Below are 14,606 nucleotides of genomic sequence, written 5' to 3'. Positions count from 1 at the left end.
ACCGTTCCTTCACAGTGACTGCATGAGTCGAGACATGTCTGATGTGACGCGTGCGAAGCACGGCCGTCCCGTCCACCACTGGCGGCGGGACGTCATCGAACTCGCCGCGCTCTTCACGGCGGTCGCGGTGGCGGACGCCGTGGCCAACCTGGTCGGGCACGGCCCCGACGGACCGGCCCTGCTGCTGGTGTCGGCGGTCGTCCTCGTCGCCACGGCGGGGTTCCACACATGGTGGGCACGCCGCCACGGTCACGCACCGCCGACGGACGATACCGGTGCCCGGCCGCCCGCAGCGGGGCGGCAGGCCGGGCCGTCGGACAACCCGTCGCAGGCGTCCGGAGCCGGTACCGCGGCCCGGGAGAGCGTGCTGTGGCGGATGCGGACGACCGTGAAGGACGAACCGGGCTCGCTGGCCGCGCTGTGCACGGTGCTGGCCGACCGGCGGGTGGACATCCTCAGCCTGCAGACGCATCCACTGGCCGAGGGCACGGTGGACGAGTTCCTGCTGCGCGCCCCGGGCGACCTCGCGGTGTCCGAGATCACCGCGGCCGTCTCCCGGGCCGGGGGCGCGGGCACGTGGATCGAGCGCGCCGACGCCCATGACCTGGTGGACGCACCGACCCGGGTGCTCGGCCTCGCTACCCGCACCGCCCTGGACGCGGCGGAACTGCCGCTGGCGCTGCGGCAGTTGCTGGGCCGGTGCACGATCCGCCAGCTGCCCGCGACGCCCATCGGCGGCGGCCGGGGTCCGGACGGAGTTCCCGTGGAAGGCGTTCTGGAGGACACCGTGATGCGCCTGCGGGCGCCCGAAGGCGGAGTGATCACCGTCGAGCGGCCGTATCTGCCGTTCACCCCGACGGAGTTCGCCCGGGCGCGGGCGCTGGTGGAGCTGGACGCGCGGCTCGGCCCCCGTGTGCCGCGCAGCCAGGACGTGCTCACGCTGCCGGAGGGCAGCGACATCACCGTGCGCCGGGCCGACACCGGCGACGTCGAGGCCGCGAAGGCGATGCACGAACGGTGCTCGGCGCGGACGCTGGGGCTGCGGTACCACGGGCCGGTGGGTGACGCCGACCGCTACCTGAACCACCTCCTCAGCCCCCGGTTCGGCCGGACGCTCGCCGTCCAGACGGCGTCGGGACGCATCGTCGGCCTCGGTCACCTGCTGTGGGACGGCGACGAGACGGAGGTCGCACTGCTCGTCGAGGACGCCTGGCAGCGGCGTGGCATCGGCGGCGAACTCCTTTCCCGGCTGGTGGCGATGGCCGGTGAGGCCGGCTGCGAGAGCGTGTACGCGGTGACGCAGGCGTCCAACACCGGCATGGTCGCCGCGATGCGTGGCCTGGGGCTCCCCCTCGACTATCAGATCGAGGAGGGGACCCTGGTCATCACCGCACGGATCGCTCCGCGGGTCGCGCCGGAAGGTGCGGTGGGAGTTCGCCGCGGGACCCAAGCGCCGTAGAAGCTAGACGCGGCCGGCCACTGCGGGTTCGTTGTGGCCGGCCGCGCGGTTCTCCGCGCCCCGGCCCAACGCCCCGTCCAGATCCGCCCACAGGTCCTCCACGTCCTCCAGCCCCACCGACATCCGCAGCAGCCGATCGCTCACCCCGGCCCCCCTCCGGTCGTCCGCGTCCACGATGCGGTGGCTGATGGAGGCCGGGTGCTGGATGAGGGTGTCGACGCTGCCGAGGCTGACCGCCGGGGTGATCAGGCGGACGGCGGCGATGACCTCGTGCGGGTCGCCGTGGACCTCGAAGGCGATCATCCCGCCGCCGATGCGCGGATAGTGGACGCGGGCCACGCGCGGGTCGGCGGCGAGGCGGCGGGCGAGTTCGGCGGCGTTCGCGGAGGCGGCCCGGACCCGCACCGGCAGCGTGGAGAGGCCGCGCAGCAGCAGGTAGCCGGCCAGCGGGTGCAGGACCCCGCCCGTGGCGAAGCGGATCTGACGCAGTTGCCCGGCCAGCTCCTCGTCGCAGGCCACCACGCCCGCCATCACGTCCCCGTGCCCGCCGAGGTACTTGGTGGCGCTGTGCAGCACCAGCCGCGCCCCCTGCTCCGCCGGACGCTGGAGCACAGGAGTGGCGAAGGTGTTGTCCGCGAGCAGCGGCACGGAGCCGCAGGCGTGGGCGACCGCACGCAGATCGACCTCGGCGAGCGTGGGGTTGGCCGGCGACTCGACTATCACCAGACCGGTGTCGGGCCGCAGTGCGTCCGTGATGCCGGCCGGGTCGGTCCAGGTCACCTCCGAGCCGAGCAGACCGGCGGTCAGGAGGTGGTCGCTGCACCCGTACAGGGGCCGTACGGCGACGACATGGCGCAGGCCCGCCGCCGCCCGTACCAGCAGGACGGCGCTGAGCGCGGCCATACCGCTGGCGAACGCCACCGCCGACTCGGTGCCCTCCAGCCGGGCGAGGGCGGTCTCGAAGCGGGCGACGGTCGGGTTGCCGAGGCGCCCGTAGACGGGCGGGCCGTCCGGTTCGGCGCCGGTCGCGGCGAACGCGTCGATACGGGCGGCCTCGCCGCGGCTGTCGTAGGAGGGGTAGGTCGTGGACAGGTCGATCGGCACGGCGTGCAGCCCCTGACCGGCGAGGTCGTCGCGGCCGGCGTGCACAGCTTCGGTGGCCAGTGCTCTGGCTCCTCCAGGCGTCTCCATGGGCGGAACAGTGAACGCCGACCGGGTCACAGTAATCGAACACCGTGCTACGTTCGGCCAGTGGCCGAATCTGTCGTACTGGATCCGGTGGATCTTCATCTGTTGCGGCTGTTGCAGAACGACGCCCGGACGACGTACCGGGATCTCGCGGCGCAGGTGGGGGTGGCACCGTCGACCTGCCTGGACCGGGTGACCCGGCTGCGGCGGGCCGGGGTGATTCTCGGCCATCAGCTGCGGCTGGACCCGGCGAAGCTCGGGCGTGGGCTTGAGGCGCTGCTGTCCGTGCAGGTCAGGCCGCATCGGCGGGAGCTGGTGGGGCCGTTCGTCGAGCGGATCCGGGCGCTGCCGGAGTCGCGGACCGTCTTCCATCTCACCGGCCCGGACGACTATCTGGTGCATGTCGCGGTCGCGGACATGGCCGATCTTCAGCGGCTGGTTCTGGACGAGTTCACCGCGCACCGGGAAGTGGCGCGCGTCGAGACCCGGCTGATCTTCCAGCAGTGGGATTGCGGGCCCCTGCTGCCTCCTACGCCCTCGGCTCAATCCGGGTGACGCGGCGGCCACGTCGTACCAGGATGGTCCGCATGTCGCAGACCAACAACCCGCTGCCCCGCGAGGTTGCCGACACCTACGTCGACGACCTCATCGCCCTCGACCCGATCATCGGCACCTATCTCGGCGTGAAGGAGAGTTCGAGCAAGCTGCCCGATACCTCGCCCGCGGGCCGGGAGGCGCTCGCGGAACTGGCCCGGACGACGCTGGCGCGGCTCGACGAGGCCGAGCGCCTGCCGGGGGCGGACAGTGACATCGAGCGCCGGTGCGCACGGCTGCTGCGCGAACGGCTGACCGCCGAACTCGCCGTGCTGGAGGCCGACGAGGGCCTGCGCTCGGTCGGCAACCTGCACACCATTGCCCACCAGGTGCGTGAGATCTTCACCGTCACCCCGGCCGACTCCGAGGAGGACTGGGCGGCAATCGCCGAGCGGCTGCGCGCGGTGCCGACCGCGCTGGCCGGCTACCGCGAGTCCCTCGCGCTCGGCCTGGAGCGCAAGCTGTACGCGGGCCCGCGCCCGACCGCGACCTTCCTGGAGCAGCTCACCGAGTGGTCCGACACGGGCGAGGGCCGGGGCTGGTTCGAGGACTTCGCCGCCGCCGGACCCGAGGCGCTGCGCACCGAGCTGGACAAGGCCGCCCGTGAGGCGACCGCGGCCGTGGTGGAGCTGCGGGACTGGATGCGCGACGTGTACGCGCCGGCGGTCGAGGGCGCCCCGAACACGGTCGGCCGGGAGCGCTACGCCCGCTGGTCGCGCTACTTCAACGGTACGGATCTCGATCTGGACGAGGCCTACGCGTACGGCTGGTCCGAGTTCCACCGCCTCCTCGGCGAGATGAAGCAGGAGGCGGAGAAGATCCTGCCCGGCGCGGAGACGCCGTGGGTGGCGCTCGCGCACCTCGACGAGCACGGCCGGCACATCGAGGGCGTCGACGAGGTCCGCGAGTGGCTGCAGGGCGTAATGGACCGGGCGATCGAGGCGCTCGACGGCACGCACTTCGAACTCGCCGAGCGGGTACGGAAGGTGGAGTCGTGCATCGCCCCGCCGGGCGGCGCCGCGGCCCCGTACTACACGGCCCCGACCGAGGACTTCTCCCGTCCGGGCCGCACCTGGCTGCCCACCATGGGGCTGACCCGCTTCCCGGTCTACGACCTGGTCTCCACCTGGTACCACGAGGGCGTGCCGGGCCATCACCTCCAGCTCGCGCAGTGGGCGCACGTGGCGGAGAACCTCTCCCGCTACCAGGCCACCGTCGGTCATGTCAGCGCCAACTGCGAGGGCTGGGCGCTGTACGCGGAGCGGCTGATGGACGAGCTCGGCTTCCTCGCCGACGCGGAGGAGCGGCTCGGCTATCTCGACGCGCAGATGATGCGGGCCGCCCGGGTCATCGTCGACATCGGCATGCACCTGGAGCTGGAGATCCCGGCGGACTCCCCGTTCCACCCGGGCGAGCGCTGGACGCCGGAGCTGGCCGAGGAGTTCTTCGGGGCGCACAGCAGCCGCCCGGCGGAGTTCGTGGAGAGCGAGCTGACGCGCTATCTGACGATCCCGGGCCAGGCGATCGGCTACAAGCTGGGCGAGCGCGCCTGGCTGCTGGGCCGGGAGAAGGCGCGCGAGCGGCACGGCGACGCCTTCGACCTCAAGGCCTGGCACATGGCCGCCCTCTCCCAGGGCTCCCTGGGCCTGGACGACCTGGTGGACGAGCTGTCCGTGCTGTGATCAGCACGGGAAGCCTGTGATCAGCTCCGACAGGATGTGATCAACGCCGGAAGCCGCCCTCGGAGTTGATGACCTCCCCGGTGATCCAGCCCGCCTCGTCCGTCGCCAGCCAGGCGATCAGGCGGGCCGGGTCGTCGGGCATGCCCCACCGGCCGGCGGGGAACATCGAGGCCACGGCGTCGTAGGCCTCGCCGGTCAGGTAATCCGTGTCCACGGGGCCGGGGTTGACGGTGTTCACGGTGATCGCCCGCTCGGCGAGCGTCGTCGCCAGGGAGCGGGTGATCGAGGCGAGGGCGCCCTTCTGGAGGGCGTAGGCGAGCTCGCCGGGCATGCCGCCGCCGAGGTCCTGGCCGGACGTCATCATGACGACGCGTCCGCCGCGGGGCCGGTGCGGCAGCCGGGCGAAGGCCTGGATCAGCAGCAGTACCGAGCGGGTGTCGACCGTCCAGTGCGCGTCGAGCATCGCGGCGTCGATCTCGTCGAGGGTGCCGTCGCAGCCGCTGAGGGCGTGGTTGGCGATCAGGATGTCGAGCCGTCCGCCGAGCGCCTCCGTCGCCGCGGCGATCAACTCGGCGGGCGCCGCGGGGACGGAGAGGTCCCCGGGTCCGGCGACGACACGGGCGTCGGGATCGCCGAGTGCGGCGCGTACGGAGGCGGCGACGTCCTCGGTCCGGTCGGCGCCCCAGGGCATGGCGGCGTCATGCGGCACGTGATGGTGCAGATACACGCTCGCCCCGTAGGCGGCGAGCCGCCGGGCCACGGCGTGTCCGATGCCGCCGCGTCTGCTGGCGCCGGTGACGAGGGCGGTGCGGCCGCGCATGGGCAGCGGGTCGCGGCGCAGCTCTTCGGGGGCGGGGTGCGGAAGTCGGGGCATGCCGATCATCTTCGGCGGGGTGCGCGTGGGGCGCACGCGATTATCGCCGCCGTATCAGCCGGTCGACCGCCGGAGTTGGACCAGTCCCAGCCAGGTCTCCGGGCCGGGCCGGACGTGGGCCGCGCGCACCGCGTACCGGCCCGGCTCCAGGGTCACCCGCAGATGGTCGGTGCGTTCCGTCTCGGTGCCCGGCCAGGCGGAGTCGAAGAGGAGGACGGGGCCGCGTACGGTCCAGTGCACCTCGTCCGCCCAGTCCGCCGCGGCCAGCGCCGCCGGAACGCTCGCCAGCAACGCCGCCTCGGAGTCGGCGGCGCACCACCGCACGAAGGTGCCGTGATCGGGCAGATAGGCGGTGGAGGCGGGCTCGTCGCCGAGGACCAGGGCGGTCGAGTCCCCGACCGGGAGCAGGCCCACGTGTCCGTCGACCTCGCAGGCCCGGTCGTAGTCGGAGGCGGTCTCGTCGCCGTCGGCGCCCGCCCAGAACGGCAGCACCGTCTCCGGTACCGCTATGAGGGGCCCGCCGCCCGATTCCACCCATCGCACCGCGCGCCTGAATCGCACCATGGCGCAGAACCTACACGCACAGGCGGCACACAAATTCGCTGTACCGCTCACCTTCTCGTGCGCCACCCTCGGCTCTCATGACCACCCGAACGCTCTTCCTCTCCCCGCGCATCACCGCCACCGGGCACGCCCTGGCGGACGCGGCACGGCGGCGCGGCCTGCATGTCGAGACGCTGCACGACTGGCGCGTGCCCGAGTCCCGGCGCGGCCGCGCCGGAGCCTCGCTGTACGCGGGGCCGCTGTTCGCGGACGCCGTCGCAGGGGATCTGGGCCTCGGGCTGCTGGAGGCGCCGCAGGACTGGCTGGCGCGCCTTCCGTACGAACTCACCGGCAGACAGGTGGAGTTCACCACACTGGCCGCGGCCCGGCGGCTGCGGCGCCCGGCGTTCGTGAAGCCGCCGAACGACAAGAGCTTCCCGGCCCGTGTGTATCCGGACGGCAGCCGGCTGCCGGGTCCGGACGCGGTCGACGACGACACTGCCGTGCTGGTGAGCGACATCGTGACGTTCGCCGTGGAGTACCGGCTGTTCCTCCTCGACGGCGAGGTCCGCACCGGCAGCCGGTACGCCACCGGCGGCGACCTCGACGTGGCGCCGCTGGACCGGGACCCGCGCCGCGCCGAGGTGCTGGGCTTCGCCGCCCGGCTGGCCGGCACGGGCCTGCCGGGTGCGGTCGTGGCGGACGTCGGCCTGCTCGCCGGGCCCGACTCCGGCTGGGCGGTCGTCGAGGCCAACGCGGCCTGGGCAAGCGGCCATTACGCCTGCGACCCCGAAGCCGCGCTGGATGTGGTGCTGCACGCGGCGCGCCCGGCCTCGGAGTTCACGGCGGCGGAGCGGCGATTCCTGCGCCCGGTGCCGGCCGTGGTGCGGGACTAGCGCGTCAGCAACCGCAGTCCTCGGCGTCCACCGGCGCGGTCAGCGGGTCCGGCTCGCGCCGGGTGCGCCCCTCCCACGTCTCGAACTCGAAGCCCTCACGCGCCCAGTACTCGAAGCCGCCGAGCATCTCCTTGACCTGGTAGCCCAGTTCGGCCAGGGCGAGCGCAGCACGGGTGGCGCCGTTGCACCCGGGGCCCCAGCAGTACGTCACGACGGGCACGGACCTGTCGAGAAGCTGCTCGGCCTGCTCGGGAATGAGCGCGGTGGGCAGGTGGATCGCGCCGGGGATGTGCCCCTGGTCCCAGGACGCGGTGGAGCGGGAGTCCACGACGACGAAGCCGGGGTCGCCATCGGCCCCAAGCGCGGCGGCGACGTCGGACACGTCGGCGTGGAAGACGAGGCTCGCGCGGAAGTAGGCGGCCGCCGCGGCCGGGTCCGCCGGGGCCACACGCAGGACGGGGTTGACGGTGGTGGCGGTGCTGCTCATGTTCTGGCCCTTCTGTGGTGGCTCCTTCTGGCCAGAAATCTACGCCGTGAAGATCAACTACCTGAAGGGGCGATCCCCGGCCCTGCCCTTGATCGGCCGGGGATTCCCCTGCTATCTCTCCTCCATGACCACGTTTTCCCCGGACGCCACCGACTGGCGCATCCTTGAGGTTCTCCAGCGCGAGGGCCGCGCCAGTTTCGCCGAGCTCGCACGGGCCGTGTCGATGTCCGCGAGCGCGGTCACCGAGCGGGTGCGCCGGCTGGAGGAGGCGGGCGTCATCCAGGGGTACGCCGCCGTCGTGGACCCCGAGCGGCTGGGGCTGCCGATCCTGGCGTTCGTGCGGCTGCGCTACCCGAACGGCAACTACAAGCCCTTCCACGACCTGGTCGCCGTGACGCCGCAGATCCTGGAGGCGCACCACGTCACGGGCGACGACTGCTTCGTCATCAAGGTCGCCGCCCGCTCGATGAGCCACCTCGAAGAGGTGGCCGGCAAGATCGGCGCACTCGGCGCGGTCACCACCAGCGTCGTCTACTCCTCCCCGCTGCCCCGGCGCGCCCTCGGTCAGTGACCCCGCTGCCGCAGCGTCGACCCCGATCTGCCCTTCACGACCTCCAACTGGGCGTGAATGCGCCGCCGCAGGTCGGCGACGTGGCTGACGATGCCGACGCTGCGGTCGCGTTCGCGCAGGGAGTCGAGCACGTCGAGGACCTCGTCGAGGGTCTGGTCGTCGAGGCTGCCGAAGCCCTCGTCGATGAAGAGGGTGTCGAGGCGGACCCCGCCCGCCTCGTCCGTGACGACGTCGGCGAGGCCGAGGGCCAGCGCCAGTGAGGCGAAGAAGGTCTCGCCGCCCGACAGCGTGGCCGTGTCCCGCTCACGTCCGGTCCAGGCGTCGACGACATGCAGCCCGAGGCCGCTGCGCCCGCGGCCCGAACGGTCGTCGGAGTGGACGAGCGTGTAGCGGCCGGACGACATGCGCTGCAGCCGTACGGTCGCGGCGGCGGCGACCTGTTCCAGGCGGGCGGCGAGGACGTAGGCCTCCAGGCGCATCTTGCGTTCGTTGTCGGCCGAGGTCCCCGCGGCGAGGGCGGCCATGCGGGCCACGCGGTCGTACTCGGCGCGCAGCGGGGCCAGCCGCGTCAGGCCGGCGGCCGAGCGGGCGGAGAGCCGGTCGAGTTCGGTGCAGCGGCGGGCGGCGGCGTCGCGCGCGGAGGCGGCCTCGCGCAGCCGCCGGCCGGCGGCCGAGGCGGCCTCCTCCGCGGCGGCCAGGTCGGCGGGCGGCTGCTGGGCGGCGGCCGCTGTGTCGGCCTCGGCGAGGACGGCACGTACGGCGGCCTCCTCGGACTGCCAGGCGTCCAGGCGCCGTTGGAGATCGCGGTGGGCGGCGTCGTCGAGCAGGGCGGCGGCCGCGGCCTGCGGGGTGTCGAAGCCCGCGCGGAACGCGGCGTCCGCCAGCCGAGCGTCGGCGTCCTTGAGCCGCTCGGCGCTGTCCTCGGCGGCGCGGGCGGTGTCGGCCGCGTCGGTGAGCAGGGCGACCTGCCGCTCCAGCTGGGCGGCGCGTGCGGCCACGCTGTCGAGGGCGCCGCGGGCCTGCGTCAACTCCTCTTCCAGGGTGGCCTTTTCACGGTCCAGCCGGTCCCGGTGGCCGACGCGGGCGGCGGCTCTGACCTCCGCCTGCTGCCGCGCGGCGGCGCGCCGCTCGTGTTCCTGTTCGGCGCGGCGCAGCTCCTCGTGCGCGGGGTGCAGCCCGGAGGCGTCCCGGCGGGCCTCGGCGAAGCGCCGCTCCAACTCCTCGGCCTCGTCGGCGAGTCGGCCGGTCGGGGTGTCGCCCGCCTCGGCGGTGGCGGCGGCCAGCGCCTCACGGACGACGCCGAGTTGCCGCTCCTGCTGGGCCTGGTGTTCCTCGGCCGCCTGGTAGGCGGCGAGGGCCTGTTCCTCGGCCTCGCGGTCGACGTGCCCGGCGTCCTTGCGGGCGGGCGCGGGGTGTTCGGTGGCGCCGCAGACCGCGCAGGGCTCGCCGTCCGACAACTCGGCGGCGAGCTCGGCGGCGATGCCGTTGAGCCGCCGCTCCTTGACCTCCAGCCAGTGCGCCTTGGCCGTCAACGTCTCTTCCTGCGCGCGGCGGGCCCGTTCGGCGGCGGTGTCCGTGTCACCGGCGAGCTGGTCACGCATCCGGGCGGCCCGCAGCCGCTTCTGCGCGGGCTCCCGCTGTACGGCGAGCTGTTCGGCGCGGGCCGCGGCCTCCTGGGCGGTGTCGATCCGGCCCTGCACCCCCGCGCGGGTCGCCTCCCAGCCGGCGAGCCAGGCCTCCGCCTCCGTCAGGACGTCCTCGTCGGCGCGCTCCTGACGGTCCAGGTCGGCGCGCTCCACTACGAGTTCGGCCAGCCGCTGCTCGGCACGCCGGGCCGACTCCAGGCCGCCCAGCTCCTCGGCGGCCCGGCGTGCGGCGGCGGCCAGCCCGGCCGCACCGGCGTCGGCGAAGGTGTCCGGCAGCAGGGCACGCGCGCGTGCCTGGGCGGCGGCCGCCCTGCGGTGCTCGGCGTCGACGGCGTCCCGCAGCTCCAGGGCGGGCGCCACCGCCTCCGCCTTGCGGGCCCGCTCCATGCGCGCCTGCGCCTGGTGGTACCCGTCGGCCCGCTCCTGGAGCAGCGCCGCCCGCTCACGCGCCTCGGCGAACCGCCGCTGCAACCGGGCCCTCTCGCGTACGTCGCCCAGCGCGCGGTCGGCGGCGGCCTGCCCGGACTCGGCCGCGGCGAGCCGGCAGTGGGCGACGGTGAGCTGTTCGCGGGCGGTGCTGCGGGCGACGGCCGCGGCACTCAGGACGGCCTCGGCGAGACCCGGTTCGCCCGGTGTCAGCTCGGGCAGCTCCATGGCGTCGCCCGCCGCCTGCTGCATGCGGTGGGCGTCGGCCAGCAGTGCGGCGTCGCCGTCGCGGACCTGGGCCTCGGCCGTGCGCCGGCGTTCGGCGAGGCGCTTCTCCACCTCGGCGAAGCGGTGGGTGTCGAAGAGGCGGCCCAGCAAGCGGCCCCGGGCCTCGGCGTCGGCACGCAGGAAGCGCGCGAAGTCGCCCTGGGGCAGCAGCACGACCTGGCAGAACTGCTCGCGGCTCATGCCGAGCAGCTGGGTGATCTCCTCGCCGATCTCCTGATGGGAGCGGCTGAGGTCCTTCCAGTCGCCGGTGACCGCGTCGTGCTCGCGCAGCCAGCTCTGGGCCTTGTCCAGGGTGGTGCCGGAGCCGCGCTTCTTGGGGCGCTCCCAGGGCGGCTGCCGGGTGATCTCCAACCGGCGTCCCGCGACGGTCAGTTCGAGGGTCACGGAGGTCCGCGTGCCCGCCGCCGCGTGGTCGCTGCGCAGGGTCAGGCCCTGGCCGCTCTGCCGGGCGCCTGGCACCGAGCCGTACAGGGCGTAGCACACGGCGTCCAGGACGGAGGTCTTTCCGGCTCCGGTCGGTCCGTGCAGCAGGAACAGCCCGGCCGTCGACAGGTCGTCGAAGTCGACGCTCTGGGCGCCGCCGAAGGGGCCGAAGGCCGTGAGGTCGAGGCGGTGCAGTCTCACCGGGCCACCTCCTTCACGACCGCGTCCGCGCGGACCGCGTCGAAGGCGTCGCGGAGCACGCCCTGCTCGTCCTCGTCCGGTCCCGCGCCGCGCACATGGGCGACGAAGTCCTCGGCGATCTGCTGGTCGCTGCGCCCCGCAAGCCGCCTGGCGTACGACACGTCCGGGTCGTCCGGAGCCCGTTCGGGGTCGAAGGCAAGGCTCAGGGCGTGCGGGAAACGCTCGGTGAGCCGGGCCATCGGGTCGGCCGGCCGGACCGGGTCGGTCAGGGTCGCCTCGACCCAGTCCTCCTCGTGCCGGGCGAGCCCGGGATCGGCGAGCAGCTCCTCCAGCGGCCCCCGGATGCGGGCCAGCGCGCGCGGAACGGGGCAGTCGATCCGCTCGGCGGTGACGGCACCGGCGGCGTCCAGGTCGACCAGCCACATGCTCTTGCGGTGGTCGGCCTCCGAGAAGGAGTAGGCCAGCGGGGAGCCGGAGTAGCGCACACGCCCGGTGATGGTCTGGCAGCCGTGCAGATGCCCGAGGGCGACGTAGTCGACGCCGTCGAAGACCCCGGCGGGCACGGCGGCCACCCCGCCGACGGTGATGTCCCGTTCGCTGTCGCTGGCCTCGCCGCCGGTGACGAAGGCATGCGCCAGGACGACGGAACGGGTGCCGGGCGGGCGGCCGGCCAGGTCGGCGCGGACCCGGTCCATGGCGGCGGCGAGCACCGTCTCGTGTCCGGGCCTGTCCACGCCGAACTCGTCCTTCACCAGGGCCGGTTCGAGATACGGCAGCCCGTAGAAGGCGACCTCCCCGAAGTCGTCCGCCAGCACCACGGGGGTGCCGCAGGCCGACGGCTCGGTCCGCAGATGGATGCCCGCGCGGTCGATCAGTCCGGCGCCGACCCCGAGGCGGCGGGCGGAGTCGTGGTTCCCGGAGATCATCACCGTGGGCACGCCGAGGTCGGCGAGGCGGTGCAGGGCGTCGTCGAACAGCTCGACCGCGGCGAGCGGCGGCACCGCCCGGTCGTACACGTCTCCCGACACGACCACCGCGTCCACCTCGCGCTCGCGCGCGGTCGTGACGAGGTGGCCGATGAACTCGGCCTGGGCACCGAGCATGTTCACGCGGTGGAACGCCCGGCCCAGATGCCAGTCGGAAGTGTGCAGCAGCCTCATGATCCCCGAAGACTAACGGCCGGGTCTGACATCACGGGCGGTTACTCCCGTATCGGCCCGTTCATGCCCCCATCACGGCCCGCCCGTTATGCCTGTTTCACCCGGTTCGTCACGCGTCGCCGTACGCCTCCCCGCCCAGTTCGAACCCGGCCGTGCCGGCGGTGGCGTCGGCCAGCCAGGCGCGGAAGGCGTCCACGTCGGCGTCCGGCAGGCCGATCTCGATGGTGACGGCCTCGGCGTAGGACACGTTCCGCACCTCGCGTCCGGTGGCGCGCAGATCGTTCTGGACCTTGCCGGCCCGCTGGTGGTCGACGGTCACCGTGGCCAGCCGGAAGCGGCGGCGGGTGATCGTGCCCAGGGTGTCCAGGGCCTCGCCGACGGAGCCGCCGTAGGCCCTGATGAGGCCGCCCGCGCCGAGCTTGACGCCGCCGTAGTAGCGGGTGACGACGGCGACGACGTACCGCATCTCGCGGCGCAGCAGCATCTGGAGCATGGGGACGCCGGCCGTGCCGCCCGGTTCGCCGTCGTCGCCGGCTTTCTGGATCGCGGCGTCGGCGCCGATGACGTAGGCGTAGCAGTTGTGCGTGGCGTCGGCGTGCTCCTTGCGGATGCCGGCGATGAAGTCCTGGGCCTCCTGTTCGGTGGCCGCCGGGGCGAGGGCGCACAGGAAGCGGGAGCGGTTGACCTCGGTCTCGTGCACGCCCGCGTGGGCCACTGTGCGGTACTCGTCCTGCATCGGGCCAGCCTATGCCGTCCCGGCCGGGGCCTGTCCGGCGGATCGGGCCGCGCGGAGTCGGCGCGCCCGTCGGACAGGCCCCGCCTAGTGCTTGCCGCCCCGGGGCACGAGGAACGACGTCAGCAGTGCGCTGCCGGGGGCCAGGGCGCTCCAGGCGGTGCCGCGCCAGGCCAGTACGGCGATCGCCGAGGTGGGGAACTTCACCCGCAGCCGGTCCAGTGTGTCCTCCATGCCGTCCCCGGCCAGCTCGACCACCAGGTCCTCCAGGCCGGGGTTGTGCCCGATCAGCAGCAGCGTCTCGACCTCGGGCGGCGTCGCGCGCACGGCGGCCAGCAGCTCGGGGACGTCGGCCGCGTACAGCTGCGGGTCGAGGCGCACCGGCGGCGGGGTGCCCCACTCGGCGGAGGCCAGTTCCCAGGTCTGGCGGGCGCGCACGGCGGTGGAGCACAGCGCGAGGTCGGGGAGCAGGTCGGCCTCGGCCAGCGCACGGCCCGCGGCCGGTGCGTCCCGGCGGCCGCGCGGGGCGAGCGGGCGCCGGTGGTCGGCGACTCCCTCGGGCCACGCCGACTTCGCGTGCCGCAGCACCACCAGCCGGCGCAGCGGGCCCGTCCCGGCGCGCGCGATCACGCCGGGGATCCCAGGTCGCGGGCGAGATCCAGGCCGAGCAGCCGGTCGGCGTAGGCGAACGTCTCGAAGCGGGAGCCGTCCGGCAGATCCGGTTCGGTCTCCACCCTGGCCAGTACGCGCAGCACTCCGGGCACGTCCAGGTCGTCCTCCCAGGCGGTACGGAGCTGTGCGCGCACCCCCTCGGAGACCGGCCGCGAGGGCCGGTGCGCCCACCCGGCGACCGCCTGCCGCCAGCGGACGAGGGTGTCGTGGGCCTCGTTCAGGGCGGCCGGGTCGAGCCGGACCGGCGTGCTCCGCCGCTGGGCGAGCAGGGCCAGGCGCAGGGCGGCGGGATCGACGCCCTGGGCCGGGTCGGGCGCCTCGGTGTGGACGGGTGCGACGGCGAGGCGGACGCCGTCCGGTGCGGTGCCGCCCTCCGCCACCACATGGATGACCTGTTTCTCGCCCAGGCCGGACCCGACGTCCGCGGCGTCCTCGAAGGGCCGTACGCCCAGGGCGGCGGCGCCGGCCCGCAGCTCGGCCCACTGCCGTTCGCCGCGCAGCACCGCCCAGACGGGGGTGCCGCCCAGTTCGAGGGCGCGGACGAGGAGATCGGCGACCAGCAGCACCCGCAGGGCGCCGGTGTCGAAGCCGGGCGCATGCGCCTCGACACGGGTCAGACCACGCCGGGCGGGCGCGGCGTCGACGGGCTCGCCCGTTCGGGCATCGATGATGCGCAGCACGGGCTGAGCGTAGGCGGGCACGCGCTCCGGCGCAGGCATCCGGAGCGTATTGCGGACGCCGTGGCGGAATTCCGCCGCGCGGA

Annotated in this window: 14 protein-coding genes; 5 read left to right on the top strand and 9 right to left on the bottom strand. The window is 74.1% G+C overall.

From position 1 onward, the window contains the following. Positions 1–34: 34 nt before the first annotated feature. A complete protein-coding gene (locus AB0Q90_RS10220) occupies positions 35–1,459 on the top strand; it encodes a GNAT family N-acetyltransferase (RefSeq protein WP_363162203.1) in 1,425 nt (474 codons plus the stop codon). Positions 1,460–1,462: 3 nt separating this feature from the next. On the opposite strand, the gene AB0Q90_RS10215 is transcribed toward AB0Q90_RS10220, so the two are convergent. Further along, positions 1,463–2,650: a PLP-dependent transferase gene (locus AB0Q90_RS10215; protein WP_363162202.1), complete on the bottom strand. Its 1,188-nt coding sequence runs from the start codon at positions 2,648–2,650 to the stop codon at positions 1,463–1,465. A gap of 60 nt (positions 2,651–2,710) precedes the next feature. Here AB0Q90_RS10215 and AB0Q90_RS10210 point away from each other — a divergent pair, with 60 nt between their 5' ends. Both AB0Q90_RS10210 and AB0Q90_RS10205 read left to right on the top strand, forming a co-directional pair. Beyond that, positions 2,711–3,202 (top strand): Lrp/AsnC family transcriptional regulator, encoded by a 492-nt coding sequence (locus tag AB0Q90_RS10210; protein ID WP_363162201.1) that lies wholly within the window; start codon positions 2,711–2,713, stop codon positions 3,200–3,202. A 32-nt stretch (positions 3,203–3,234) separates the two neighbouring features. Next, a complete protein-coding gene (locus AB0Q90_RS10205; protein ID WP_363162200.1) occupies positions 3,235–4,923 on the top strand; it encodes a DUF885 domain-containing protein in 1,689 nt (562 codons plus the stop codon). A gap of 40 nt (positions 4,924–4,963) precedes the next feature. On the opposite strand, the gene AB0Q90_RS10200 is transcribed toward AB0Q90_RS10205, so the two are convergent. Together AB0Q90_RS10200 and AB0Q90_RS10195 are read right to left on the bottom strand one after the other, a co-directional pair. Then, a complete protein-coding gene (locus AB0Q90_RS10200) occupies positions 4,964–5,797 on the bottom strand; it encodes an SDR family oxidoreductase (protein ID WP_363162199.1) in 834 nt (277 codons plus the stop codon). A gap of 54 nt (positions 5,798–5,851) precedes the next feature. After that, on the bottom strand, positions 5,852–6,361 hold the full coding sequence (locus AB0Q90_RS10195; RefSeq protein ID WP_363162198.1) for an immunity 21 family protein: 510 nt from the start codon (positions 6,359–6,361) through the stop codon (positions 5,852–5,854). A gap of 77 nt (positions 6,362–6,438) precedes the next feature. Between AB0Q90_RS10195 and AB0Q90_RS10190 the strand changes: the two genes are divergently transcribed. Next, positions 6,439–7,236 (top strand): ATP-grasp domain-containing protein, encoded by a 798-nt coding sequence (locus AB0Q90_RS10190; protein ID WP_363162197.1) that lies wholly within the window; start codon positions 6,439–6,441, stop codon positions 7,234–7,236. Between the two features lie 4 nt (positions 7,237–7,240). Here AB0Q90_RS10190 and AB0Q90_RS10185 read toward each other — a convergent pair whose 3' ends face one another. Beyond that, positions 7,241–7,723: a rhodanese-like domain-containing protein gene (locus AB0Q90_RS10185; protein WP_363162196.1), complete on the bottom strand. Its 483-nt coding sequence runs from the start codon at positions 7,721–7,723 to the stop codon at positions 7,241–7,243. A gap of 124 nt (positions 7,724–7,847) precedes the next feature. On the opposite strand from AB0Q90_RS10185, the gene AB0Q90_RS10180 reads away from it, so the two are divergent. Next, positions 7,848–8,294: an Lrp/AsnC family transcriptional regulator gene (locus AB0Q90_RS10180; protein ID WP_363162195.1), complete on the top strand. Its 447-nt coding sequence runs from the start codon at positions 7,848–7,850 to the stop codon at positions 8,292–8,294. On the opposite strand, the gene AB0Q90_RS10175 is transcribed toward AB0Q90_RS10180, so the two are convergent. The 5 genes from AB0Q90_RS10175 to AB0Q90_RS10155 form a co-directional block, all read right to left on the bottom strand. After that, on the bottom strand, positions 8,288–11,278 hold the full coding sequence (locus tag AB0Q90_RS10175; RefSeq protein ID WP_363162194.1) for an SMC family ATPase: 2,991 nt from the start codon (positions 11,276–11,278) through the stop codon (positions 8,288–8,290). The two genes, AB0Q90_RS10180 and AB0Q90_RS10175, sit on opposite strands and share 7 nt — an antisense overlap. Continuing rightward, complete coding sequence (locus AB0Q90_RS10170; RefSeq protein ID WP_363162193.1) at positions 11,275–12,438, bottom strand: exonuclease SbcCD subunit D; 1,164 nt, start codon at positions 12,436–12,438, stop codon at positions 11,275–11,277. The genes AB0Q90_RS10175 and AB0Q90_RS10170 overlap by 4 nt, the downstream gene beginning before the upstream one ends. 109 nt (positions 12,439–12,547) lie before the next feature. After that, on the bottom strand, positions 12,548–13,174 hold the full coding sequence (locus tag AB0Q90_RS10165) for a YigZ family protein (protein WP_363162192.1): 627 nt from the start codon (positions 13,172–13,174) through the stop codon (positions 12,548–12,550). Between the two features lie 84 nt (positions 13,175–13,258). After that, the gene (locus AB0Q90_RS10160) at positions 13,259–13,801 is read right to left on the bottom strand and encodes a histidine phosphatase family protein (RefSeq protein WP_363162191.1); all 543 of its coding nucleotides are present in this window, start codon (positions 13,799–13,801) and stop codon (positions 13,259–13,261) included. Further along, positions 13,798–14,562 (bottom strand): hypothetical protein, encoded by a 765-nt coding sequence (locus AB0Q90_RS10155; protein WP_363162190.1) that lies wholly within the window; start codon positions 14,560–14,562, stop codon positions 13,798–13,800. Before AB0Q90_RS10155 ends, AB0Q90_RS10160 begins: the two co-directional genes overlap by 4 nt. Between the last annotated feature and the right edge of the window lie 44 nt (positions 14,563–14,606).

Source organism: Streptomyces sp. NPDC079141, from assembly GCF_040686775.1.
Classification (GTDB): domain Bacteria; phylum Actinomycetota; class Actinomycetes; order Streptomycetales; family Streptomycetaceae; genus Streptomyces.
The sequence above is the reverse complement of the archived record's forward strand: the minus strand, read 5'-3'. Positions and strand labels throughout refer to the sequence as shown.